The sequence below is a fragment of the Variovorax defluvii genome, from assembly GCF_039541515.1.
GTDB lineage: Bacteria > Pseudomonadota > Gammaproteobacteria > Burkholderiales > Burkholderiaceae_C > Variovorax > Variovorax defluvii.
Window position 1 is genome coordinate 466770 of the sequence record NZ_BAABGJ010000081.1, and the last position, 22349, is coordinate 489118.

A 22349-nucleotide genomic window follows, 5' to 3' on the forward strand; every position below is an offset into this window, starting at 1 on the left:
CCTCACAACGGCGCCAGCAACTCGAGCATCAGGTCGTCGCCGGTGTGGTAGCGCTGCACCACGCCGTTCGGATCGATGTAGATGTAGAGCAGGCGAGGCGTGTTCTGCCACTTGTAGCGCCAGGTCCAGATGTTGCCGTCGAAGGAGCCCACCTGCGTGATCTCGAAAGGCCGGCCATAAGTGCGCAGCACGTCGTCCGTGCGCCAGGTGCCCACGCCCGGCTGGATGGTGCGGTCGAACAGGCGCTCGTCCAGTTCCTGCCTCACCGCAACCACGCGCCCACCCGCATCGAGGTCGACGTTGTTGACCTCGAAACCGGCCGGGGCACGCGAGTACTGCAGGCGCTCGCCGCCTCCCGGCAGGGCATAAGTGGCAGTGGGCGTGCCGAGCTGCCGCAGGGCATCCTCGCGCGACGTGCCCGTGGCCAGGCGGGTCGGCTCGCCGGCACAGGCGGCCAGCAACGCGGCGGTCACCAACAGCCCGGCCGCGCCGGTTCGGAAGCACAGGGTCAACGCCGGCCTTCCCGCTGCTCGAGGCGCTGGTCCTCGCGCTGCTGCTTGAGCAGCTTGCTCTTGATGCGGTTGCGCTTCAGGGGCGAAAGGTATTCGACGAAGACCTTCCCCAGGAGGTGGTCGAGTTCGTGCTGGATACAGACTGCCAGCAGGCCCTCGGCTTCGATCGTCCGGAGTTCGCCCTCGGCATCGAGGGCCGTCACCCGCACCGCAGTCGAGCGTTCGACGCCATCGTAAATCCCGGGAACGGAGAGACATCCTTCCTCATTGAGGACTTTTTCGTCGCTCGCCCAGACGATGTCGGGGTTGATCAAAACCAGCGGCTGGTTACGCTCCTCGGATACGTCGATCACGACCAGACGCTCGTGCACGTCGATCTGGGTGGCGGCCAGGCCAATGCCGTTGGCGTCGTACATGGTTTCGAGCATGTCGGCGACCAGGGTCTTGATGCGCGCATCGACGCCCTGAACCGGCTTGGCGACCTTGTGCAAGCGAGGGTCCGGATAGCTCAGGATGGTTCTTTTGGCCATGAACGGGAGGAAAAGTTGTCGCTATTTTCGCCATTTCCGCGACGGCTCCAGCGTCAGCCGCTTGATAAACGTTGCCCGCTCCAGGGCTTCGGCGCAAAATTCGTAGCAAATTGTGAGTATTTGTATGCCCTTCGGGCCCGCATGCGTGCACACCACCATACGACCATGACACACCGCATCCAAGACAGCCTGCGCCCGCATCTCCTCGCCACGCTGGCGTCCCTCGCGATGGCGGGCCTGGCCACCAACGCCCTGGCGCAGAACTATCCCGTCACGCCGCAGCAGCGCAGCACCGCCCAGCAGACGGCGCAAACCGGGGTGCCGCTGTCAGAGCTGGCACCGAATGCGCCGGACGAATACACCGTCAAACCGCGCGATACGCTCTGGGCCATCTCCCGCCTTTACCTGCGCAGCCCCTGGCGCTGGCCCGAGCTCTGGGGCATGAACATGGCGGAGATCCAGAACCCGCACCGCATCTACCCCGGGCAGGTGCTGTACCTGGACAAGAGCGGCGGCCGTGCCCGCCTGGCACTGCGCCGCGGCGGTAGCGGCATGCCGGAGGGCGGCACCATCAAGCTGTCGCCCCGCACCCGCTACGAATCGCTGGCCGACATGGCGCTCCCGACGCTCAACCCCAGCCTGATCGAACCCTTCCTCGCCGAGCCCATCGTGGTGGACGCGGAGACCCTGACGATGGCACCGCGCATCGTGGCCGGCAACGAGAGCCGCGTGGTGCTGGCGCGAGGCGACCGGATCTATGCGCGCGGCGAGGCCAAATCGCCACTTGTCGAGACGGCCGGCCCCATCCAGACGTACCGCGTCTTCCGCAACGCCACCCCGCTCAAAGACCCCGGCACGGGCGAGACCCTCGGCTACGAAGCCCAGTACGTCGGAAAGGCCCAACTGCAGCGCGGCGAATCGACGGCCAAGGAAGAAGTCGACGGCAAGGAAGTCGTATACCCGGTACCCGCCACCCTCGACATCGTGGCGACGCGCGAGGAAATCCGGGCCGGCGACCGCCTGCTGCCCGAGCCGCCGCGCCAGTTGTTGAGCTACGTGCCGCGCGCACCTGCCCAGGCCATCGCCGATGGTCGCATCGTCTCGGTCTATGGCAACGCGGTCCAGTTCGCAGCCCAGAACCAGGTGGTGGCCATCAACAAAGGCACGATCGACGGCATCGAGAATGGCCACGTGCTGGCCATCCTCAAGAACGGCGACACCATCATCGACAAGACGAGCGGCACGAAGGAAACGATGAAGCTGCCGAACGAGCGCATCGGCCTGCTGATGGTGTTCCGGCCCTTCGAGCGCGTGTCGTACGCCCTGGTGCTCGAGATCAATGACGCGCCGCGCGTCGGCGACTTGCTCGCCAATCCCTGAGATTCCTGTTGCGGTCTCGTGGAGCCTGAGGAACTCGCGGGCTGGCTGCGGCTCACGCTGACGCCGGGCATCGGGCCGACGGCCGCCCGCCGGCTGCTCGCCGCCTTCGGACTGCCGGCGGCGGTCTTCCAGCAGTCGCCGGAAGCGCTAAGGCAAGTGGTGAGCGAAGCGCATGCGACGGCCTTGCTCACGCCGCCCGGCCGTTTGGGCGCACTGATCGACAACACCCTGGAATGGCTGCACGGCACCGACGCGACGGGCGGCACGCGACGCATCGTGACACTGGGAGACGCGGGCTATCCAGCCTCGCTGCTCGAAATGGTGGATCCGCCGCTGATGCTCTACGTTCTGGGCGCGGCGCCGCTCGACCTTACGCAGCTCGACCGGAGCCTCGCCATCGTGGGCAGCCGCAATCCCACGCCGCAGGGCGTCTTGAACGCCCGAGCTTTCGCCCGAGCCTTCTGCGTGGGTGGGCTGGTCGTGGTCTCCGGGCTGGCACTGGGCGTCGATGGCGCGGCCCACGAAGGCGCACTCGAGGCACCCGGCGATCTTCCGCGCCCGGCCACGGTGGCCGTGGTGGGCACCGGTCTCGACCGCGTCTACCCTGCGCGGCACCGCGCGCTGGCCCACCGCATTGCCGAGCGCGGACTGATCGTGAGCGAGTTCGCCCTCGGCACGCCGCCCCTGAACCAGAACTTTCCGAGGCGCAACAGGATCATCGCCGGCTTGACCCGCGGCACACTTGTGGTCGAGGCCGCGCTGCAGTCCGGCTCACTGATCACCGCCCGGCTGGCTTCGGAGCAGGGGCGCGACGTGTATGCCATTCCGGGCTCCATCCATTCCCCGCAGTCGCGCGGTTGCCATGCGCTGATCCGGCAGGGCGCGAAGCTGGTGGAGACGGTGGACGACGTGCTGGAAGAACTCCGATTCAACACGCCCGCGCCGCTCACGTCATCCGTCCCTGACGGTGACTCGATGCACAAGGGATTGCTGCAGGCCATCGGCCATGATCCCGTCGGCCTCGACGCACTTGGCGCGCGCACTGGCGACACGGTGCCCACGCTCCAGGCCCAACTGCTGGAACTCGAACTGGCCGGGCAGGTGACGCGGTTGCCGGGCGGGCTCTTCCAGCGGATCGTGCGAACTTGAGCAGCAGCATGGCGTCCGGCGCCCATGGCGGTGGCACCGACGCGAAGCTGGGCTATATTGGCCCCATGTTCGAAGTGCTCGTCTACGTGTACGAAAACTACTGGCGCGGCGATGCCTGCCCCGAACCGGAACAGCTGGGCCGCAAGCTCAGCGCCCAGGGCTTCGATCCCCAGGAGATCAGGGACGCCCTGCGGTGGCTCGACGGGCTCAACATGGCCACTCAGGGCATCGAGTTGATCCGGCATGCCGGCGGGACCAGCGCCACGGTCGGCGCCGCGCCGCCCGTGCTCCCGGGATCGCCCGATTCGATGCGCATCTACTCGACCGCGGAGCAGGAACACCTGGGCGCGGAATGCCTGGGATTCATCCGCTTTCTCGAATCGTCCCAGGTGCTCTCGGCCGGGTTGCGCGAGATCGTCATCGACCGTGCCATGGCCACGAACGGGGATGCACTCTCCCTCGGCGAGCTGAAGATCATCGTGCTGCTTGTCCACTGGAGCGCCGGCGTGGAGCCGGATGCGCTGGTCCTGGACGAGCTGTCGGACGACGCCTCCACGCGCGTCGCCCACTGAGCCCGCTCAGTTCAAGAGCCGCTCCGGATTCGCGTCCAGCTTGGCGAGCGCCTCGCGCGTTGCCCGTACGGTGAGCGTTTCCTCCTCGGCGGGCACCAGCAGCCCGGCCTGAAGATAGGAGGCCAGTCGCCCGACCTGGATCAGGAAGCTGCGCCCGTCGCTGGAGGCGAACAGGTGCAGCTGCTTGCGCTCGCTGCGCCAGACGAACTGAACCTGGCTCACGCGGTCGTTGTGGTCCAGCATGAACCACGTGCCCACCTGCAGTTCGCGCGCCCACTGCACCATGTCTTCGCCGACCTTGTTGCCGGTATCGGGCACGATCTCCAGCGAAGCAGCGTCGACGCCAAGCAGCAGCTCGATACTGGCGGCGTCCAGCGGCAGATCGGTCATGTCGCCCTCGTCGCTGACGAAGTCCTCCAGATTGGCGAGGCGCTTGGCCATGGCCTCGATCTTGGCCTGCGGAATGGCCTCGGTCTTCGACAGAAAAGCGTCGGAGAGCGTGGACCCGATGGTCTTGATCTGCGCCTCCTGCGGCTCGCCCTCGATGCCCAGCAGGCTCATACCCTGGCGCAGGCGCTGCAGCAATTGCGGCAGGTCCTGGATCACGCGGGCGCGATCGTTGCGGTTGGGCTTGGCACTGGCCGCCCACACAAGATCGGAGGCGGCGCGCTTGAGCGTGACGGTCTGCTCGTCCTGCGGGCCATGCCGCAGCGCTGCAATGGCCAGCACCTCGGCCCAGATCTTGAACAGAAACTCCCGGATCTCCTCGCGCACCGGCATGTCGTTGAGCATCTTGCGCAACTCGATGGTGTACTGGATTGCCATCGTCTCCTTCTGCTCGACCTGCTGCGCCACGCTCATCAGCCGCTGGGTGGCGTCGCTTTGCGTCAGGTACTTGTTGAGGAAGGCGACGAATTCGTCGTACACCAGCTTGAACACCCGCTGGCCGGTCTCCGGGTACTGCTCGATCACCTGCACCACGCGGCGAATCTCGCCTTCGAGCGCGCTGCCGGAGATGGCGGCGGCATCGAAGCCCATCACGCAGGAGCCCATGCGGTCGATCAACATGCGCGCCGGGTGCTGCAGGGTGGCGAAAAACTCCGGCTCGGCGATCGCCACGCGCAGCACGGGCATCTGAAGGCGCGCGAACCACACGCGCGCCGAGAAAGGGATGCGCTCTTCCGCCAGAATGGCCTGGAACATCAGGGCCACGATCTCGACCGTGGCCTTGTCGGCCGTGGTCGGCGCCTTCTTCTTGAGCTCACTGGTCCGCCGGCGCAGTTCGGCTGCGGTCTGGTTGATGGCGGTGGCCTCGTCCCCCATCACGTACTGGGAGGCCATCACCTGGTAGGCCTGCTCGGCATCGGCGATGGCGGCAGCGAAGGCAGGCGCGGCCAGGCCGATCGGACCATTGCCGCCGGCACCGCCCGCGACACCGGCCGCACCGCCACCCCCCTGGGCGCCCGGCGCGCGCAGCTGGCCCAGGTCGCCGCCGATCCGGGCGGTCACGAAGCGCTTGAGGTTGAGCAACACCCCTTGCGCACGCTGCCGCGCCAGGATCAACGGAGATCCGCCGGTGGCGACCAGGGTATCGCCGCCCATCCGCCCGGCACTGACGCCGATCGCGGCCGGCGCGAAGCTGCCCGGCGGCAGGGTGATCCCCGCGCCCGGGGACATGGCTGCCACCTGCGAGGACCGCGCGAAGCTGCCGCCCAGCGCAGCGGGCGCCGAGCCGGCACTGCCGGTACGCTTGACGAAACTCTTGAGATCGATCTCGGGCATCACGCCCCGCTCGATCAGGAAGGTGTTGGCGTCCTTGTACGCCTGGACGACCACGTCCACCAGGCGCTGCTGCACCACCTCCTGGACACGGGTCCAGGATTCGCGGCTGAGCCCTACCGCCAGCCACTGGTCGACCAGGGTCCGGGCGAGTGCCTCGGGCTTGAGCACGTCCTTGGCGTCCAGCTCTGTGGTGCCCTCCAGGTGCTGGATGCGCAGCCGAAGATCGTTGAGCTCGAAGCTGGCCTTGTCGGCGATCGCCTGAGCCAAGCGCGAGGACAGGATGTTGGTTTCCACCACCTCATCGCCGATCAGCTCGAGCCGCAAGCCACCACTGGAACCCACCTCGACGCTACCGGTCAGTGCCTTGCGCCACGCAGCCTGCGACAGGGGGGCCCAGTTCGAGCCTTGCGACTGGAAAGCAAGAAAATCGTCGCGGTGCTGCTGCATTTCGCGCACGCTCGCGGTCATGGTAGCCAGGGCCACCAGCCTTTCCCGCACCGCATTGGCCACCGGAACGATCGCCCCGCTGGTAGCGGCGACGAAGCGCTCACGCGTTTCGCGCGCGAGCTGCTGGGATGAGGCGGGGGACCGCGAGATCATGTGAAGGGCGAGGACGGCAAATAAAACGTTTCAACAAGCCTGAGCTTGTATTGTGAAGCGTAACCGCACAAGTGCCCCCGAGGCTGCTCCGCAACCCGAACGCCCGGGTGCCGGGCGCGGGCCTTTTCACACGACGGCGCCGGCGTTCGGGTCGTCCGGGTCACCCTCGCGCTTGGTGGGCTTGACCAGGTCCTCCCGCTTCACCCCCAGCCACATCGCGATGGCCGCCGCCACGAAGGCCGAGGAATAGATGCCGAACAGGATGCCGATGGTCAGGGCCAGCGCGAAGTAGTGCAGCGTCGGTCCGCCGAAGAAGAACATCGACAGCACCACCAGCTGGGTGGAGCCGTGGGTGATGATGGTGCGGCTGATGGTGGAGGTGATGGCGTTGTCGATCACCTCGCGGGTGCTCATCTTGCGGTAGCGCCGGAAGTTCTCGCGCACCCGGTCGAAGATGACCACCGACTCGTTGACCGAGTAGCCCAGCACCGCCAGCACGGCCGCCAGCACCGCCAGCGAGAACTCCCACTGGAAGAAGGCGAAGAAGCCCAGGATGATCACCACGTCGTGGAGGTTGGCCAGCACGGTGGCCAGGGCGAACTTCCATTCGAAGCGGAAGGCCAGGTAGATCATGATGCCGACCACCACCATGGCCAGCGCCTTGAGACCGTTGGTGGTGAGCTCCTCGCCCACCTGCGGGCCGACGAACTCGTTGCCGCGCAGGGTGGCCGACGGGTCGACCGCCTTGAGGGCGGACATGACCTGCTCGCTCTGCTGGGCCGAGGTCTGGCCCTTCTGCACCGGCAGGCGGATCTGGATGTCGCGCGAGGTGCCGTAGTTCTGCACCTGCACGTCGGCGTAGCCGAGCTTGCTGATGGTTTCGCGCACCTTGCCCACGTCCACCGATTGCTGGTAGGCGACCTCCATCACGGTGCCGCCAGTGAACTCGACCGACAGGTGGAGCCCGCGGTGGAACAGGAAGAACACCGCCAGCAGGAAGGTGACGACGGACACGGCGTTCAGCACCAGCGCGTGGCGCATGAACGGGATGGTCCGGTGGATTCGGAAGAATTCCATGTCGCTGGTGCTCCCTTACTTGGCGCCCGCCACGGTCTTGTCCGTGTCCGGCTTCCAGACCGTGCCGATGGACACGCTCTTGAGTTTCTTCTTGCGGCCGTACCAGAAGTTGACCAGGCCGCGCGAGAAGAACACGGCTGAAAACATGGAGGTCACGATGCCGATGCAGTGCACCACCGCGAAGCCGCGCACCGGACCGGAGCCGAAGGCCAGCAGCGCGATGCCCGCGATCAGCGTGGTCACGTTGGAGTCGAGGATGGTGCCCCAGGCACGGTCGTAACCCGCGTGGATGGCGGCCTGCGGCGAGGCGCCGGCACGCAGCTCCTCGCGCACCCGTTCGTTGATCAGCACGTTGGAGTCGATCGCGACGCCGATGGCCAGCGCCATGGCCGCGATGCCGGGCAGAGTCAGCGTGGCCTGCAGCATCGACAGGATGGCCACCAGGAGCAGCAGGTTGACGGCCAGCGCGATCGAGGAGAACACCCCGAACAGCATGTAGTACAGGCACATGAACACCATGATGGCAATGAAGCCGTACATCACGCTGTCGAAGCCCTTCTGGATGTTGTCGGCACCGAGGCTGGGGCCGATGGTGCGCTCCTGGATGATCTCCATCGCCGCGGCCAGCGAGCCGGCACGCAGCAGCAGGGCCAGGTCGTTGGCTTCCACCACGTTCATCGCGCCCGAGATCTGGAAGCGGTTGCCCAGTTCGCCGTTGATGGACGGTGCCGTCAGCACTTCGCCCTTGCCCTTCTCGAAGAGAAGGATGGCCATGCGCTTGCGGTAGTTCTCGCGGCTGACGTCGCGCATGATGCGGCCGCCCTTGGCGTCCATGGTCAGGTCGACCTTGGGCTGCTGGGTCTGCGAGTCGAAACCGGTCTGGGCATCGGTGAGGTTCTCGCCGGTCACCAGAACCTGCTTCTTGACGATGACGGTGCGCCCCTCGCGATCGAGGAACTTCTCGGAACCGAAAGGCACCGGGCCGCTGCCGGTCTCGGCGGCACGGCCCTCGGCGCTCTCGTCCACCAGGCGCATTTCGAGCGTGGCGGTGCGGCCCAGGATGTCCTTGGCCTTGGCCACGTCCTGCACACCCGGCAGCTGCACCACGATGCGATCCAGCCCCTGCTGCTGGATCACGGGTTCGGCCACGCCCAGTTCGTTGATGCGGTTGTGCAGCGTGGTGATGTTCTGCTTGAGCGCCGCGTCCTGCAGGCGGCGTGCCGCCTCGGGCTTGATGGTGACGGCGAACTTCGTCTCGTTGCCTTCCTGGCTCTCGGCGACGGCCAGGTCGGGAAACTGGTCGCGGATCAGGTCGCGGGCCGGACCCGCGGCGGCCGCGTCGCGGATGCGCAGCTCGATGGTCTGCCCGTTGCGGCTGACCGCTGCACCTCGGATGCTCTTGTCGCGCAGGCCCGAGCGCAGGTCGTTGGCGAAGGATTCGGCCTTCTTGTCGATGGCGCCTTTCATGTCGACCTGCAGCAGGAAGTCGACGCCGCCGCGCAGGTCCAGACCCAGGTACATCGGGAAGGCATGCAGCGCCGACAGCCACGAGGGCGAGCGCGACACCAGGTTGAGCGCCACCACGTAGGGCGGATCGTTCGGGTCGGGCACCAGCGCGCGCTGCAGCGTGTCGCGCGCCTTGAGTTGGTCGTCGGTGGTGGCGAAGCGGGCTCGCACCGAGTTGCCGTCCAGCGTGATCAGGTCCGGCGCGAGGCTGGCCGTCTTGAGAATCTCGGTCACCCGGGTCTGGGTGCCGGCGTCGATCTTGACGGTGGACTTGGCCGAGGACACCTGCACCGCAGGCGCCTCGCCGAAGAAGTTGGGAAGGGCGTAGATCAGCCCCACGAGCAGCACGACGACGATGATCGCGTACTTCCAAACCGGATAACGGTTCATCGCATGAAACCTTCAGTGACGGGGGCGTGCGGCACCCGCGTGTTCGGCCTGACTTACTTGATGGCGCCCTTGGGCAGGACTTGCACGACGGCCGAGCGCTGCAACTGCACCTCGACGCCCTTGGCGATCTCGACCGTCAGGTACTGCTCGCCCAGCTGGGTGATCTTGCCGAGCAGACCGCCCGCGGTGGCGACCTCGTCGCCCTTGGCCAGCGCTTCGAGCATGGCGCGCGCTTCCTTCTGGCGCTTCATCTGCGGGCGGATCATGACGAAGTACAGCACCACGAACATGAGCAGCAGCGGAAGCATGCTGCCCAGCGAGGACATCATGTCGCCCCCACCGGCGGCGGGAGCGGGCGCGGTCTGGGCGTAAGCGGTGGAAATGAACAAGGAAGTCTCCAGCAGAGAGAGGAAGAATGGGAGCATGAAGCCCCTCTGGGGTTCACGTTTCCGCGCGCTGTAGAGACAGGCGCGAAGGCGGGGCGGGGCCCCGCACACCATCGCGCATTGTATTCGGCGCCGTTCCCGCCGCCGGAGCTAAGCCGGCCGGGCCGGGAGGGCTTTCGCCGGCCGGGCCGCCGGTGACCGCCGATGTGCTCAGGCGGCGACGCGCGCGGCCTGTGGGTCGCGCCACCTGGCCATCAACGCGGCCCAGCGGCCGCGCGCCGCCTGCAGGTTGCGCTCCTTCACGTGGCCGTACCCGCGGATCTGCTCAGGCAGCGCCGCGATCTCCAGCGCCAGGGCGTGGTTGCCGGCACTCAGGCTGGTCAGCACTTCCTCGATGCTGGCACGGTACTCGCCGATCAGCGCGCGTTCGATGCGGCGCTCCTCGGTGCGGCCGAAGGGGTCGAGCGCCGTACCGCGCAGGCCCTTGAGCCTGGCCAGCAGGCGGAAACCCGTCAGCATCGCCGGGCCGAACTTCTGCTTCTGCAGTTCGCCCTTGGCGTTGCGCCGCGCGATCATCGGCGGCGCCAGGTGGTAGTTCAGCTTGTAGTCGCCCTCGAACATGCCCTCGACCCGTTCGAGGAAGCTGCGGTCCGCATGCAGGCGCGCGACCTCGTACTCGTCCTTGTAGGCCATCAGCTTGAACAGATAGCGGGCCACGTTCTCGGCCAGGGCCGTCTTGCCCACTGCCGCCTCGGCGTGCTGGACCTTGGCGACGAAAGCCCTGTACTGCTCGGCATAGGCCGCGTTCTGGTAGGCCGTCAGGAACTCGGCGCGGCGTGCCACCAGGCTCTCGACCGTGTCGCGCTTCTTGAACTCGATGATCTGCCCCGGGCTGACGCGCTTCCTCAATTCCTCGGGCCGCTGGGCCGCCTGGCGGCCCCACGCGAAGGCGGCCTTGTTGTTCTCGATGGCCACCCCGTTGAGCTCGATCGCGCGCATCAGGGACGCATGCTCCAGCGGAATCCAGCCCTTCTGCCAGGCATAGCCCAGGATCATCGGGTTGACGTAGATGGTGTCGCCCATCAGCGAGCTGGCCGCGGCATCGGCATCGAAGGCGCCAAGCGACGCCACGCCCACGGCGCGCGCGATCTCGGCGGCGCAGGCCTCCTGCGGGTTCTGCCAGTTCGCGTTGCGCACGAAGGCGGCGGTGGGCGAGCTGTGGCTGTTCAGCGCCACATGGGTGCGGCCTTCGCGCATCCGCGCCATCGTTTCGGCGTTGACGCTCACCAGCGGATCGCAGGCCAGCACCAGGTCCGCCGCGGCCGTGCCCACGCGGGTGGTGCGGATGTCGTCCTGGGTCTCGCCGATCAGCACGTGGCTCCAGGTGGCGCCCCCTTTTTGCGCGAGGCCGGCCGCGTCCTGCGTGACGATACCCTTGCCCTCGATGTGCGCCGCCATGCCCAGCAGCTGGCCGATGGTGATCACGCCGGTCCCGCCGACGCCGGCCACCACGATGCCCCAGACCTGTCCGCCGGCGAGGGACGGCAGCGTCGGCTCGGCCAGAGCGCCCAGTTCCGCCGGGGCGGCTGCCTCGCTCCTGGCCTTCTTCTTGAGCTGCCCGCCCTCGACGGTGACGAAGCTCGGGCAGAAGCCCTTGAGGCAGCTCATGTCCTTGTTGCAGGTGCTCTGGTTGATGGTGCGCTTGCGCCCGAACTCGGTTTCCAGCGGCTCGACCGACAGGCAGTTGCTTTTGACGCTGCAGTCGCCGCAGCCCTCGCACACCAGCTCGTTGATCACCACCCGCTTGGCCGGGTCGACCATGGTGCCGCGCTTGCGTCGGCGGCGCTTCTCGGTGGCGCAGGTCTGGTCGTAGATGATGGCGGTGGTGCCCTGGATCTGCCGAAACTCGCGCTGGATCTCGTCCAGATCGTCGCGGTGGCGCACCTTCACGTCCTGGCCGGGCACGTTCACGCCCTCGTACTTCTCCGGCTCGTCGGTCACGATCACGACCTTGGCCGCGCCTTCGGCATGCAGGCTCTCGGCGATCTGCAGCACGGAGTGGCCCTCGGGCCGTTCGCCGACCTGCTGACCCCCGGTCATGGCCACCGCGTCGTTGTAGAGGATCTTGTAGGTGATGTTGACGCCCGCCGCGATGCTCTGGCGGATCGCCAGCAGGCCGCTGTGGAAGTAGGTGCCGTCGCCGAGGTTGGCGAAGATGTGCGTATCGGTGGTGAAGGGCTGCTGGCCCACCCACGGCACGCCCTCGCCGCCCATCTGCGTGAAGCCGAGGGTCGAACGGTCCATCCAGGTCGCCATGAAGTGGCAGCCGATGCCCGCCATCGCCCGCGAGCCCTCGGGCACGACGGTGCTGGTGTTGTGCGGGCAGCCGGAGCAGAACCACGGCTGGCGGGTCGCGTCCACGGGGTTGACGATCTGCGGCGCGGCCATCGCGCGCTCCTTGGCCTCGAGGATGGCGAGCTGTGCGTCGATGCGCGCCGCCATGTCGCTGCCCGCGGCCGCCAGGATGCCGGTCTTCTTCAGCCGCAGCGCGATCGCCTTGGCGATCAGGGCCGGATTCAGGTCGGCATTGGCGCGCAGCAGGGTGTGCGCGGTCGGGTTGGGCATGGACCACTCGCCGCCCGAGTAGCCCTCGGCCTCGTGCACCTCGCCTTCGTCGAACTTGCCGACCACGTTGGGCCGCACGTCGGCGCGCCAGTTGTAGAGCTCTTCCTTGAGCTGGTACTCGATGACCTGGCGCTTCTCTTCCACCACCAGGATCTCCTGCAGGCCGGTGGCGAAGGCCCGGGTGAGCTGCGCCTCCAGGGGCCAGACCACCGCCACCTTGTGCAGCCGGATGCCCAGGCGGCGGCAGGCGTCGTCGTCCAGACCGAGGTCGATCAGGGCCTGGCGGGTGTCGTTGTAGGCCTTGCCGCTGGCCATGATGCCGAAGCGGTCGTTCGGGCCCTCGATCACGTTGTGGTTGAGCCGGTTGGCGCGGATATAGGCGAGCGCCGCATACCACTTGTGGTGCATGAGGCGCGCCTCCTGCTCCAGCGCATGGTCGGGCCAGCGGATGTGCAGGCCGCCGGGCGGCATCTGGAAGTCGGCGGGCATCACGATCTCGACGCGCTCGGAGTCGATCATCGCCGTGGCGCTGGATTCGACGATCTCCTGGATCGTCTTCATGCCCGACCAGATGCCCGCGAAGCGGCTCATCGCGAAGGCGTGAATGCCCAGGTCCAGGATCTCCTGGACGTTGGTCGGGAAGAACACCGGCGTGCCGCAAGCCTTGAAGATGTGGTCGCTCTGGTGCGCCGCGGTCGAGCTCTTGGAAATATGGTCGTCACCAGCCACCGCGATCACGCCGCCCCAGGGCGTGGTGCCGGCCATGTTGGCATGCTTGAAGACATCGGAGCAGCGGTCCACGCCCGGCCCCTTGCCGTACCAGATGCCGAACACCCCGTCGTACTTGTTGGTGCCCGGCGGCGCGAAGCCCAGTTGCTGGGTGCCCCAGAGCGCCGTCGCGGCGAGTTCCTCGTTCACGCCCGGCTGGAAGACGATATGCCGTTCCTTCAGGTACTTGCTGGCCTTCCACAGCGCCTGGTCGTAGCCGCCGAGTGGGGAGCCGCGGTAGCCGCTGATGAAGCCGGCCGTGTTCTTGCCGGCCTGCTGGTCACGAATCCGCTGCAACATGGGCAGCTTGACCAGAGCCTGGACGCCGCTCATGAAGGCGCGTCCGTAGTCGAGGCTGTATTTGTCGTCGAGCGTGACCGTTTCGAGTGCCTTGCGGATGTGTTCAGGCAGCGGTGCGTTCATCGTCGGTGTCTCCGGTGGCTGTGCCTCGTGGGCGTGGCGGTGGGGGTGGCGAGGGCGTCCGGGTCGAATCGCCCCGCGGCCATCATGCTCGCAAAGTGTATGCCTGGCGCCTTGATAGGTGTTTGCGTTCTTTGCCCGCTCAAGACCCCTGCCTGAAAGGATCTTGCTTAAGATGCCGTCCTATGGAAAGCATTGACAAGTTCGACCTGGCCATCCTGCAAGAACTGCAGGCCGACGCCCGCCTCACGAATGCCGAGCTGTCCCAGCGCGTGGGCCTGTCGGCCGCCCCGTGCTGGCGTCGCGTGCGGGCGCTCGAAAAAGCCGGGTACATCCGCGGCTACCACGCCGAGATCGACCGCCACAAGATCGGCCTGGGCGTGCTGGCCTTCGTGCGGCTGGACACCGACCGCGCCACCGGCGAAGTCACGCGCAAGATCGAGGAAGCGATCCGCAAGCTGCCCGAGGTGGTGGCCTGCCACTACATCAGCGGCACCGGCATGTTCGAGCTGCAGGTGGTGGCGGAAGACCTGGACGGCTTCTCCCGATTCGCCCTCAACAGCCTGATGCACCTGCCCAACGTGAAGGACCTTCACACCAGCTTCTCGCTGGGCGAGGTGAAGGCCAGCCGCGCGTTGCCACTGGGCCACCTGGTGAAAAAGACCGGCAAGTCCGGCCGCGCGGGCACAGGACAATAGCCGGCCCATGCCCCCGATTTCTCCGGAAGAAAGCCCCGTCCAGACGCGCGTGCCGCCGCCGCGCATCGGCCCACTCGAACCGCTCAGGCTGCCGGTGTTCCGAATGCTCTGGAGCACTTGGCTGGTGGCCAACATCTGCATGTGGATGAACGACGTGGCGGCCGCCTGGATGATGACCTCGCTGACCACCTCGCCGATGTGGGTCGCTCTGGTGCAGTCGGCCTCCACCTTGCCGGTGTTCCTGCTGGGCCTGCCCAGCGGCGCCCTGGCCGACATCCTGGACCGGCGGCGCTGGCTGGTGGCGACCCAGTTCTGGCTGGCCGGCACCGCCATCGTCCTGTGCGGCGCGGTCGTGATGGATTGGATGAACGCGCCGCTGCTTCTGGCCCTGACCTTCGCCAACGGCATCGGCCTGGCGCTGCGGTGGCCGGTGTTCTCGGCCATCGTTCCCGAGCTCGTGCCGCGCACGCACCTGCCGGCGGCGCTGGGCCTCAACGGACTGGCGATGAACGCCTCGCGCATCGTCGGGCCGCTGCTGGCCGGCACGCTGATCGCGGGCGCAGGCTCGGTCTGGGTGTTCGGCCTCAACGCGGTGCTGTGCGTGGCCTCGGGCTTCATCGTGATGCGCTGGCGGCGCGAGCACAAGCCCAACCCCCTGGGCCGTGAGCGCCTGATCAGCGCCATGCGCGTGGGCGTGCAATTCGTACGCCAGTCGCAGCGCATGCGCGCGGTGCTCACCCGCATCGCGATCTTCTTCCTGCATTCGACCGCGCTGCTGGCGCTGCTGCCGCTGCTGGCGCGCAACCTGCAAGGCGGCGGGGCCGGCACCTTCACGCTGCTGCTGGCGGCCATGGGCGCCGGTGCCATCACCGCGGTGATGTTCCTGCCGCGGATGCGCCAGGCCTTGTCCCGCGACCAGCTGGTGCTGCGCGGCGCGCTGCTGCAGTCCGCCGCCACGGCGGTGATGGCGGTGGCGCCCAACGCCTGGATCGCGGTGCCGGCGATGTTCTGCGGGGGCATGGCCTGGATCACCACGGCAAACTCGCTGTCCGTCTCGGCCCAGCTGGCGCTGCCCGACTGGGTGCGCGCGCGCGGCATGTCGATCTACCAGATGGCGATCATGGGCGCCAGCGCCTTCGGGGCGGCGCTCTGGGGGCAGGTGGCGGAGCTGTCTTCGCTCCACCTCACCCTGGGCGTCGCCGCGGTCAGCGGCAGCCTGAGCATGATGCTGGCCATCCGCTACGTGACCGACCATGTCGGCGAGGACGAAGACACCACCCCCGCGCGCAAGGGCTGGGCCAAGGGCCCGCCGGCCGAGGCCCCCGGCGAGGACGGCCGCGTGGTGGTCACCATCGAGTACCTGATCGACCCGGCCCGCGCCGCCGCCTTCCACGTGGTCATGCAACAGACCCGCCGCGCGCGCCTGGGACAAGGCGCGATCGGCTGGGAGCTGCTGCACGACATCGCCGAGCCGGGCCGCTACCTGGAAGAGATCGTCGACGAATCCTGGACCGAGCACCTGCGCCGCTTCCACCGCGCCACCGCGGCCGACATGGCGCTGCGCGAGCGCCGCCTGGCCTTCCACCAGGGCGAGACGACGCCGGTCGTGACGCGCTACGTGGTCAAGCGCTGAGGCCGACCGACAGCTTCATGAAAGCTGGGGCAGGGCACCATCGGTACCTTCCGAGCACGACCGATGGAGACAACCATGCACGATCCGCAGCCCGCCGGGCCCGCGCCCTCTTTCCCTGAAACCCCGGCCACCCGCCGCCGCCTGCTGGGCATGGCGGGCGCACTCGGCCTCGCCGCCGCCTGGCCGCGCATCGCGCCGGCGCAGGCCGCCTGGCCGAGCAAGCCGGTGCGCTTCGTCGTCCCCTTCGCGCCGGGCGGCAGTTCCGAGATCGTGGCCCGCTCGGTGGCCGCCGAGCTGTCGCGCACGCTGGGCCAGAGCGTGTTCGTCGAGAACAAGCCCGGCGCCGCCGGCAACATCGCGATGGCGGAGGTGGCCCGTGCCGACGACCAGCACACGCTGATCCTCGGCCACATCGGCACGCTGGCGGTCAACCCGTACATCTTCGACAAGCTGCCGTACGACGCGAACAAGGACTTCAAGCCGGTCAGCCTGCTGGCCAAGGTGCCCAGCCTCTACGTGGTGCACCCCGATGTGCCGGCAAAGAACCTGCGCGAGCTGATCGCCTACGCGCAGAGCAAGCCCGGGAAGCTGAGCTACGGCTCGGCCGGCAACGGCAGCGCCGGCCACCTGGCTTTCGAGTACCTGAAGATGACCTCCAACATCTTCATGCTGCACGTGCCCTACCGCGGCACCGGCCCGATGCTGACCGACCTGATGGCCGGAAGGCTGGACGCCTCGGCCGTCGGCGCGGCGGCGGTCCTCCCTTTCATCAAGGCCGGCCGGCTGCGCTGCGTCGCCACCGGCTCGACCCAGCGCCTGCCGCAGTTGCCGGACGTGCCGACGGTGGCCGAGCAGGGCTTCCCCGGCTTCGAGATGACGCAGTGGTACGGCCTGCTGGCGCCGGCCAACATGACGCCCGGGAACATCGCCAAGCTGTCGGCCGAGTCCATGAAGGCGGTGAAGGCGCCCGCCGCGCTGGAGCGGCTCAAGGGCGACGCCGCCGAATCGATCGGCGACACGCCGGAGCAGTTCGCGAAGTTCATCGCCAGCGAGCAGACCCGCTGGAAGAAGGTCATCGCCCGGGCCAACATCAAGCCCGATTGAGCGACGTAGCATCGCGCCATGCGCATCCTCCTGGCCGAAGACGAACACGCGCTGGGCACCTGGCTGTGCAAGGCGCTGGAGCATGCCGGCATCCAGGTCGACTGGGTGGACGACGGCCGGCTGGCGGACCGCGCCCTGCAGCAGAGCGACCACGACGCACTGGTGCTCGACCTGGGCCTCCCCGGCCTGGACGGCCACGCGGTGCTGCAGCGCCTGCGCGCGCGCGACCAGCGGCTGCCGGCGCTGATCCTCACGGCCAGCGACTCGGTGGACGAGCGGGTGCGCTCGCTCAACGCCGGCGCCGACGACTTCCTGGCCAAGCCCTTCGCGCTGGCCGAGCTGGAGGCCCGGCTGCATGCGCTGGTGCGGCGCGCCCGCGGCACCGAGCATCCGCGCCTGGCCTGCGGCCCGCTGGCCTACGACGCGGCGCGCCGGCAGTTCCTGCTGCACGGCGAGCCGCTGCCCCTGTCACCGCGCGAGCAGGCGGTGCTGAAGGTGCTGGTGCAGCGCAGCGGCGAGCCTTTCTCCAAGCAGCAGATCCTGGAACGCGTGTTCTCCGACGAGGCCGACGTGCAGCCGGAAGCGGTCGAGGTGATCATCCATCGCCTGCGCAAGCGCCTGGAAGGCCGCGGCGTCGGCATCACGACCCTGCGCGGCCTGGGCTATGCGCTGGAAGCCGCTTGACTGGCTGCGCGAGGCCAGCCTCTGGCGGCGCCTGGCCTGGCTCCTGCTGCCGATGCTGGTGCTGGTCACCGCGCTCGAGCTGTGGATGACCCGGCACGACGCGCTCGAGGCAGCGGATTCGGCCTACGACCGCTCGCTGCTGGGCGCGCTCAAATCCATCGACGCCAACATCTCGACCGCCTCGGGCGGGCTCTCGGTCGAGTTGCCCTACCGCATGTTCGAGTTCTTCGAGCTCACGGCCAGCGGGCAGGTCTACTTTCGCGTCGCCACCTCCGACGGGCTGGTGGAGCTGGGCAGTGCGGACCTGCCGGGTCCGCCTGGCACGCTGGCCACCGGCCACCCGGTGTTCTACGACGCGCCCTACTTCGGCGAGCCGGTGCGCTTCGCCGCCTACCGGCGCGCCCTGGAGCGCGCCCCGTCCGGCAGCGAAGCACGCAGCGTGATGGTCCAGGTGGGCGAAAGCACGCGTTCGCGCCAGGAATTCACCCGTCGATTCGTGCAGCGCGCGGTGCTGCGGGACGCCTTGGTGCTGGTCCTGCTGGTGTGCTGCACCGCCGCCGCGCTCGCGACCGCGCTGCGCCCGCTGGCGCGCCTTGCGCGCGAGGTGCAGACGCGCAGTCCTGAGGACCTGGCGCCGATCGCCGAGGACGGCCTGCCGGCCGACATCCGCCCGCTGGTGTCGGCGGTCAACCAGCAGATGGCGCGCACCCAGGCGCTGGTGGCGCAGCAGCGCCGGTTCCTGGACGATGCCTCGCACCAGTTGCGCACCCATCTCACCACTCTGCAGATGCAGGCCGACTACGCGCGGCGCGAACAGGACGGCACCCAGGTGCAGGCGGCGCTGGACGCGCTGGGCACCGAGATCGGCCGTGCCACCCGCACCACGCAGCAGTTGCTGGCGCTGGGCCGCAGCGACACCGCGGCACTGGACATCGCACCGCTGGACCTGGCGGCACTGCTGCGCGAGGTCGCGCTGGCCTTTCTGCCGCAGGCGCGCGCCCGCCGCATCGACCTGGGCATCCAAACGGCGTCCCCGGAGTCCGCACTGGCCGACCGCGGCCTCATGCGCGAGGCGCTGGCGAACCTGGTGGCGAACGCGGTGGCTCACACGCCGGAAGGCGGCGCCGTGACCCTGTTCGCGGCCGCCGATGCCCAGGGCTTCAGCCTCAACGTGGAGGACAACGGCCCCGGCCTGGGCGCCGAGGAGCGTGCGGCGATGGGCCAGCGCTTCCGGCGCGGTCAGCGCGCGACCGCCGGCGGATCGGGACTGGGCCTGGCCATCGCGCGCGCCATCGCAGAACGCCACCGGGGCGCGCTGCGGCTGGAGGCGCGTGAAGCCGGCAGCGGGCTGCATGCGATCCTGTGGTGGCCCAGGACGACGGGATGACGCACGCCACCATGGGCTTGGACGCCACGCCTTGCACCGCCACCCGCCGCCGGCTGCTGCGGACGCTCGGCTTGCTGGCCCTGCCCGCCTGTCTGCCGTGCCCCGCCGCGCCCGGCGACGATCCTTCGTACGGCCCCGCCGAATGCGTGGTACCCGCCAAGCCCGGCGGCGGTTTCGAGCTCAGCTGCGCGCTGGCGCGCGAAGCGCTGCAGGCGGTGCGGCCCGCGCGTCCACCGCTGGTCAGCCGCTATTTGCCGGGCGGCATCGGCGCCGTCGCTTTCGACCGCATCGCGACCGGCCGGATGGGCGGACCCGCGACCTTGGTGGCCTTCTCCAGCGGCTCGCTGCTGAACCTGGCGCAGGGCCGCTTCGGCCCGCATTCGCCCTCGGCGGTGCGCTGGATCGCCACGCTGGGCACCGACTACGGCGTGATCGCGGTGCACCGCGACGCCCCCTTCAAAACCCTGGGCGACCTGGTCGCCGCCCTGCGCCAGGACCCGGCGCGCCTGACCTTCGGCGCCGGCGGCACCGTGGGCAGCCAGGACTGGATGAAAGCCGCCCTGCTGGTGCGCGCCGCCGGCCGCGACCACAAGGCGATGCGCTTCGTCGCCTTCGAGGGCGGCGGCGAGGCCCTGGCGGCCTTGCAAGGCCGCCACGTGGACCTGTTCCCTGGCGACGCGGCAGAGGCCCTGCAGGCCCTCGGCGGCGGCGCCCCCCTGCGCTTCCTGGCGGTGCTGGCCGAGACCCGGCTGTCCGCGGCCATGGCCGGCGTGCCCACTGCGCGCGAGCAGGGCGTCGACCTGGTCTGGCCCACGGTGCGCGGCCTGTACCTCGGCGCCGACGCCCCCGAGACTGCAGTGCGCGCCTGGACCGAGGCCTTCCGCCAGGCCGTCGCCAGCCCCGGCTACGCCGCCCTCCGGGAGCGCCACGGCCTCTATCCCTTCACCCTGACCGGGGACTCGCTGGAGGACTTCGTACGCCAGCGCATCGAGGCGTACCGCCACTTGGCGGACGATCTGGGCCTGCGTCGCTGGGCACGGTAGCATCGGCTCTGCCCAGGGGAACCTAATTCGACCCTCAGACTCCCAGGGCATGATCCGCTGCACAACAAAGGGACCCGGCGTCCCGTACAACGACAGCAGCCCGCACCTCCACAACACGAAACGGAAAGACTTTCTTCCATGCGCCTCACCACCAAAGGCCGCTTCGCGGTCACTGCCATGATCGACCTGGCGCTGCGTGAGCGCACGGGACCGGTGACCCTCGCCGCCATCAGCCAGCGCCAGCGCATCTCGCTGTCCTACCTGGAACAGCTGTTCGGCAAGCTGCGCCGCCACAAGCTGGTCGAATCCACGCGCGGGCCGGGCGGCGGCTACTCTCTGGGGCGCAAGGCGGCCGACATCACCGTGGCCGACATCCTGTTCTCCATCGAGGAAGAACCGGCCGAGAAGCAGGACCCGCATGCCGGCGCCGACGGCCGTTGCAGCACCGAGGAGCTCTGGGCCTCGCTCAACCGCCGCACCGTGGAATTCCTGGACTCGGTCACCCTGCAGAGCCTGGTGCTCGAACAACTGGCCAAGGGCGTGAAGGTCGAGAGCGAGCAACCGGCGGTCAAGCGCGTGCCGGCCAGCACGCCGGCGCCGAAGCGGCCGCGGGTCAATGCGCCCAACTCGGTGTTCGCGCTCGGCACGCTGGCCAAGCGCTGAGAAGCTGAGTCCTCGCCTTCCCCTTCGTGAATGACGCCGGTCCCGTCAGCGGACCGGCAACATCATCCGAAGTAGCCCGCGCGCCGTCACCAGGCGGTCGGGGCTGTAGCTCTCGTCCAGCACGGCGGCGAGCCGGCGCACGATGCCGGGATCGCGTTGGCCGCGCCAGAGCACGAAATCGGCGATCCACGGATGGCTGTTGATGCGATTGGCCTGTGCGTAGGCCGCGAAGCGCGGCTTCAATGCTGCCAGCGCCGCGTCGTATCGCGCCGTCACTGCCGCGTCGTCACCGGCACGCTGGATGGCCCGGGCCGCGAGCATGCCGGTCTCCAGCGCCTTGCCGATGCCCTCGCCGGTGAAGGAATAGGTACTGCCCGCCGCCTCCCCCGTCACCAGCAGGCCCGGCCGCGACACGCGCGCGCCCTCCAGCGAGCAGCGCAGCGGCGCGCCCTTCAGCTCGCCGTTCAGGCTGCCGCCCTGCATGAGCTCCCGCGCCGGCGCATGCACCCGGACGAATGCGGCGAAAAGCTCGCGCAGATGGGGCGCGGGGCCGCCTCCCGCGGGTCTGTCCAGCCAACCGGTGCCGATGTTGAACAGCCCATCGCCACAGGGAAAGATCCAGCCGTAGCCGCCGCGCAGGGCGCGGTGCCACACCACCTCGAGCTGGCGGATGCGCCCTTCCATCGCCTCGTTCCTCACGTAGCCGCGCAGGGCGATGCCGCTGGGCGCGCGCCGGCTGCACATGTCCGCCGCCGCCAATGGGCCCGCTGCCGCGCCCGTGGCCAGCACGGTCCAGCGGGCGCGCAGCGGGCGCTCGCTGCCATCGGCCAGGCGCAGCCGGGCACCCGCCGCGCGTCCGTTCGCATCGACCAGCGGCGCTTCGAAGCGCACCGGCGCCAACCATCTCGCGCCGGCCGCCATTGCAGCCTGCCGAACGATCTCGTCGAGTTCGCGCCGCGGCAGCACCGCCAGGCTGGCCGGCACCTCGAGCCGGCGGCCGTGCGGCGCCACGCAGACCACGTGGCTGGCGGCTCGGGCGCGGGCCAGCACCGCATCGAGCACGCCCAGGCGGGCGAGCGCGTGGTGGGCATCCGGGATCAGCCCGTCGCCGCAGACCTTCTCGCGCGGAAAGTCATGGCGATCGACCAGCAGCACATCCGCGCCCGCGCGCGCCAGCATCTGCGCGCAGGCGCTGCCCGCAGGCCCTGCGCCAACCACCAGCACGTCGCAATCCTCAGGTTCACCGATCTTGTGATGCAGCTGGATGGTCATGGCATTCGCAGGCAGAGCGCGCATGGTAAGACCTGCCCCGGCGCCCAGCCCGCGAAGCCTCGAGCAGCCCGCCACCGGCCCGAAGTTGCGCGAACAACACACTTGCGCCGCCGTGGCAACCCAGGGAACGCCTTCGCATTAGGATCAAGTCCGCGTCAAAGGGGCACG

18 protein-coding genes are annotated in these 22349 nt (G+C 68.8%); 10 read left to right on the forward strand and 8 right to left on the reverse strand.

Annotation, left to right across the window (positions count from 1 at the left end; genetic code table 11):
- Positions 1 to 2 precede the first annotated feature (2 nt).
- Together ABEA07_RS27735 and def are read right to left on the reverse strand one after the other, a co-directional pair.
- Positions 3 to 512, reverse strand: a complete 510-nt coding sequence (locus ABEA07_RS27735) for a hypothetical protein (protein ID WP_345541958.1) — start codon at positions 510 to 512, stop codon at positions 3 to 5.
- Positions 509 to 1042, reverse strand: coding sequence for a peptide deformylase (gene def / locus ABEA07_RS27740; RefSeq protein ID WP_345541959.1), 534 nt, complete (start codon positions 1040 to 1042; stop codon positions 509 to 511). The genes ABEA07_RS27735 and def overlap by 4 nt, the downstream gene beginning before the upstream one ends.
- Before the next feature lie 165 nt (positions 1043 to 1207).
- Between def and ABEA07_RS27745 the strand changes: the two genes are divergently transcribed.
- From ABEA07_RS27745 to ABEA07_RS27755, 3 genes are all read left to right on the forward strand, one after another.
- On the forward strand, positions 1208 to 2422 hold the full coding sequence (locus tag ABEA07_RS27745) for a LysM peptidoglycan-binding domain-containing protein (RefSeq protein ID WP_345541960.1): 1215 nt from the start codon (positions 1208 to 1210) through the stop codon (positions 2420 to 2422).
- A gap of 18 nt (positions 2423 to 2440) precedes the next feature.
- Positions 2441 to 3571, forward strand: coding sequence for a DNA-processing protein DprA (gene dprA / locus ABEA07_RS27750; protein ID WP_345541961.1), 1131 nt, complete (start codon positions 2441 to 2443; stop codon positions 3569 to 3571).
- Between the two features lie 65 nt (positions 3572 to 3636).
- On the forward strand, positions 3637 to 4143 hold the full coding sequence (locus ABEA07_RS27755) for a Smg family protein (RefSeq protein WP_345542220.1): 507 nt from the start codon (positions 3637 to 3639) through the stop codon (positions 4141 to 4143).
- 6 nt (positions 4144 to 4149) lie between these two features.
- On the opposite strand, the gene ABEA07_RS27760 is transcribed toward ABEA07_RS27755, so the two are convergent.
- The 5 genes from ABEA07_RS27760 to ABEA07_RS27780 form a co-directional block, all read right to left on the reverse strand.
- Complete coding sequence (locus tag ABEA07_RS27760; RefSeq protein ID WP_345541962.1) at positions 4150 to 6525, reverse strand: DUF1631 family protein; 2376 nt, start codon at positions 6523 to 6525, stop codon at positions 4150 to 4152.
- A gap of 126 nt (positions 6526 to 6651) precedes the next feature.
- On the reverse strand, positions 6652 to 7602 hold the full coding sequence (gene secF / locus ABEA07_RS27765; protein WP_345541963.1) for a protein translocase subunit SecF: 951 nt from the start codon (positions 7600 to 7602) through the stop codon (positions 6652 to 6654).
- 15 nt (positions 7603 to 7617) lie between these two features.
- Positions 7618 to 9498 (reverse strand): protein translocase subunit SecD, encoded by a 1881-nt coding sequence (gene secD, locus ABEA07_RS27770; RefSeq protein WP_345541964.1) that lies wholly within the window; start codon positions 9496 to 9498, stop codon positions 7618 to 7620.
- A gap of 53 nt (positions 9499 to 9551) precedes the next feature.
- A complete protein-coding gene (gene yajC / locus ABEA07_RS27775) occupies positions 9552 to 9887 on the reverse strand; it encodes a preprotein translocase subunit YajC (RefSeq protein WP_345541966.1) in 336 nt (111 codons plus the stop codon).
- Between the two features lie 207 nt (positions 9888 to 10094).
- Complete coding sequence (locus ABEA07_RS27780; RefSeq protein WP_345541967.1) at positions 10095 to 13700, reverse strand: indolepyruvate ferredoxin oxidoreductase family protein; 3606 nt, start codon at positions 13698 to 13700, stop codon at positions 10095 to 10097.
- Positions 13701 to 13882: 182 nt separating this feature from the next.
- Between ABEA07_RS27780 and ABEA07_RS27785 the strand changes: the two genes are divergently transcribed.
- The 7 genes from ABEA07_RS27785 (at position 13883) to ABEA07_RS27815 (ending at position 20909) form a co-directional block, all read left to right on the forward strand.
- Positions 13883 to 14395: an Lrp/AsnC family transcriptional regulator gene (locus ABEA07_RS27785; RefSeq protein ID WP_345541969.1), complete on the forward strand. Its 513-nt coding sequence runs from the start codon at positions 13883 to 13885 to the stop codon at positions 14393 to 14395.
- A 7-nt stretch (positions 14396 to 14402) separates the two neighbouring features.
- A complete protein-coding gene (locus tag ABEA07_RS27790) occupies positions 14403 to 16028 on the forward strand; it encodes an MFS transporter (protein ID WP_345541971.1) in 1626 nt (541 codons plus the stop codon).
- Positions 16029 to 16103: 75 nt separating this feature from the next.
- A complete protein-coding gene (locus ABEA07_RS27795) occupies positions 16104 to 17132 on the forward strand; it encodes a Bug family tripartite tricarboxylate transporter substrate binding protein (RefSeq protein WP_345541972.1) in 1029 nt (342 codons plus the stop codon).
- Between the two features lie 18 nt (positions 17133 to 17150).
- Positions 17151 to 17816 (forward strand): response regulator, encoded by a 666-nt coding sequence (locus ABEA07_RS27800; protein ID WP_345541973.1) that lies wholly within the window; start codon positions 17151 to 17153, stop codon positions 17814 to 17816.
- The gene (locus tag ABEA07_RS27805; RefSeq protein ID WP_345541974.1) at positions 17797 to 19203 is read left to right on the forward strand and encodes a sensor histidine kinase; all 1407 of its coding nucleotides are present in this window, start codon (positions 17797 to 17799) and stop codon (positions 19201 to 19203) included. The genes ABEA07_RS27800 and ABEA07_RS27805 overlap by 20 nt, the downstream gene beginning before the upstream one ends.
- The gene (locus ABEA07_RS27810) at positions 19200 to 20246 is read left to right on the forward strand and encodes a tripartite tricarboxylate transporter substrate binding protein (RefSeq protein ID WP_345541975.1); all 1047 of its coding nucleotides are present in this window, start codon (positions 19200 to 19202) and stop codon (positions 20244 to 20246) included. Before ABEA07_RS27805 ends, ABEA07_RS27810 begins: the two co-directional genes overlap by 4 nt.
- A 138-nt stretch (positions 20247 to 20384) precedes the next feature.
- Positions 20385 to 20909, forward strand: coding sequence for an Rrf2 family transcriptional regulator (locus ABEA07_RS27815; RefSeq protein WP_345541977.1), 525 nt, complete (start codon positions 20385 to 20387; stop codon positions 20907 to 20909).
- A gap of 45 nt (positions 20910 to 20954) precedes the next feature.
- Here the strand turns inward: ABEA07_RS27815 and ABEA07_RS27820 are convergent, their stop codons facing one another.
- Positions 20955 to 22181, reverse strand: a complete 1227-nt coding sequence (locus ABEA07_RS27820; RefSeq protein ID WP_345541979.1) for a geranylgeranyl reductase family protein — start codon at positions 22179 to 22181, stop codon at positions 20955 to 20957.
- Positions 22182 to 22349: the final 168 nt, after the last annotated feature.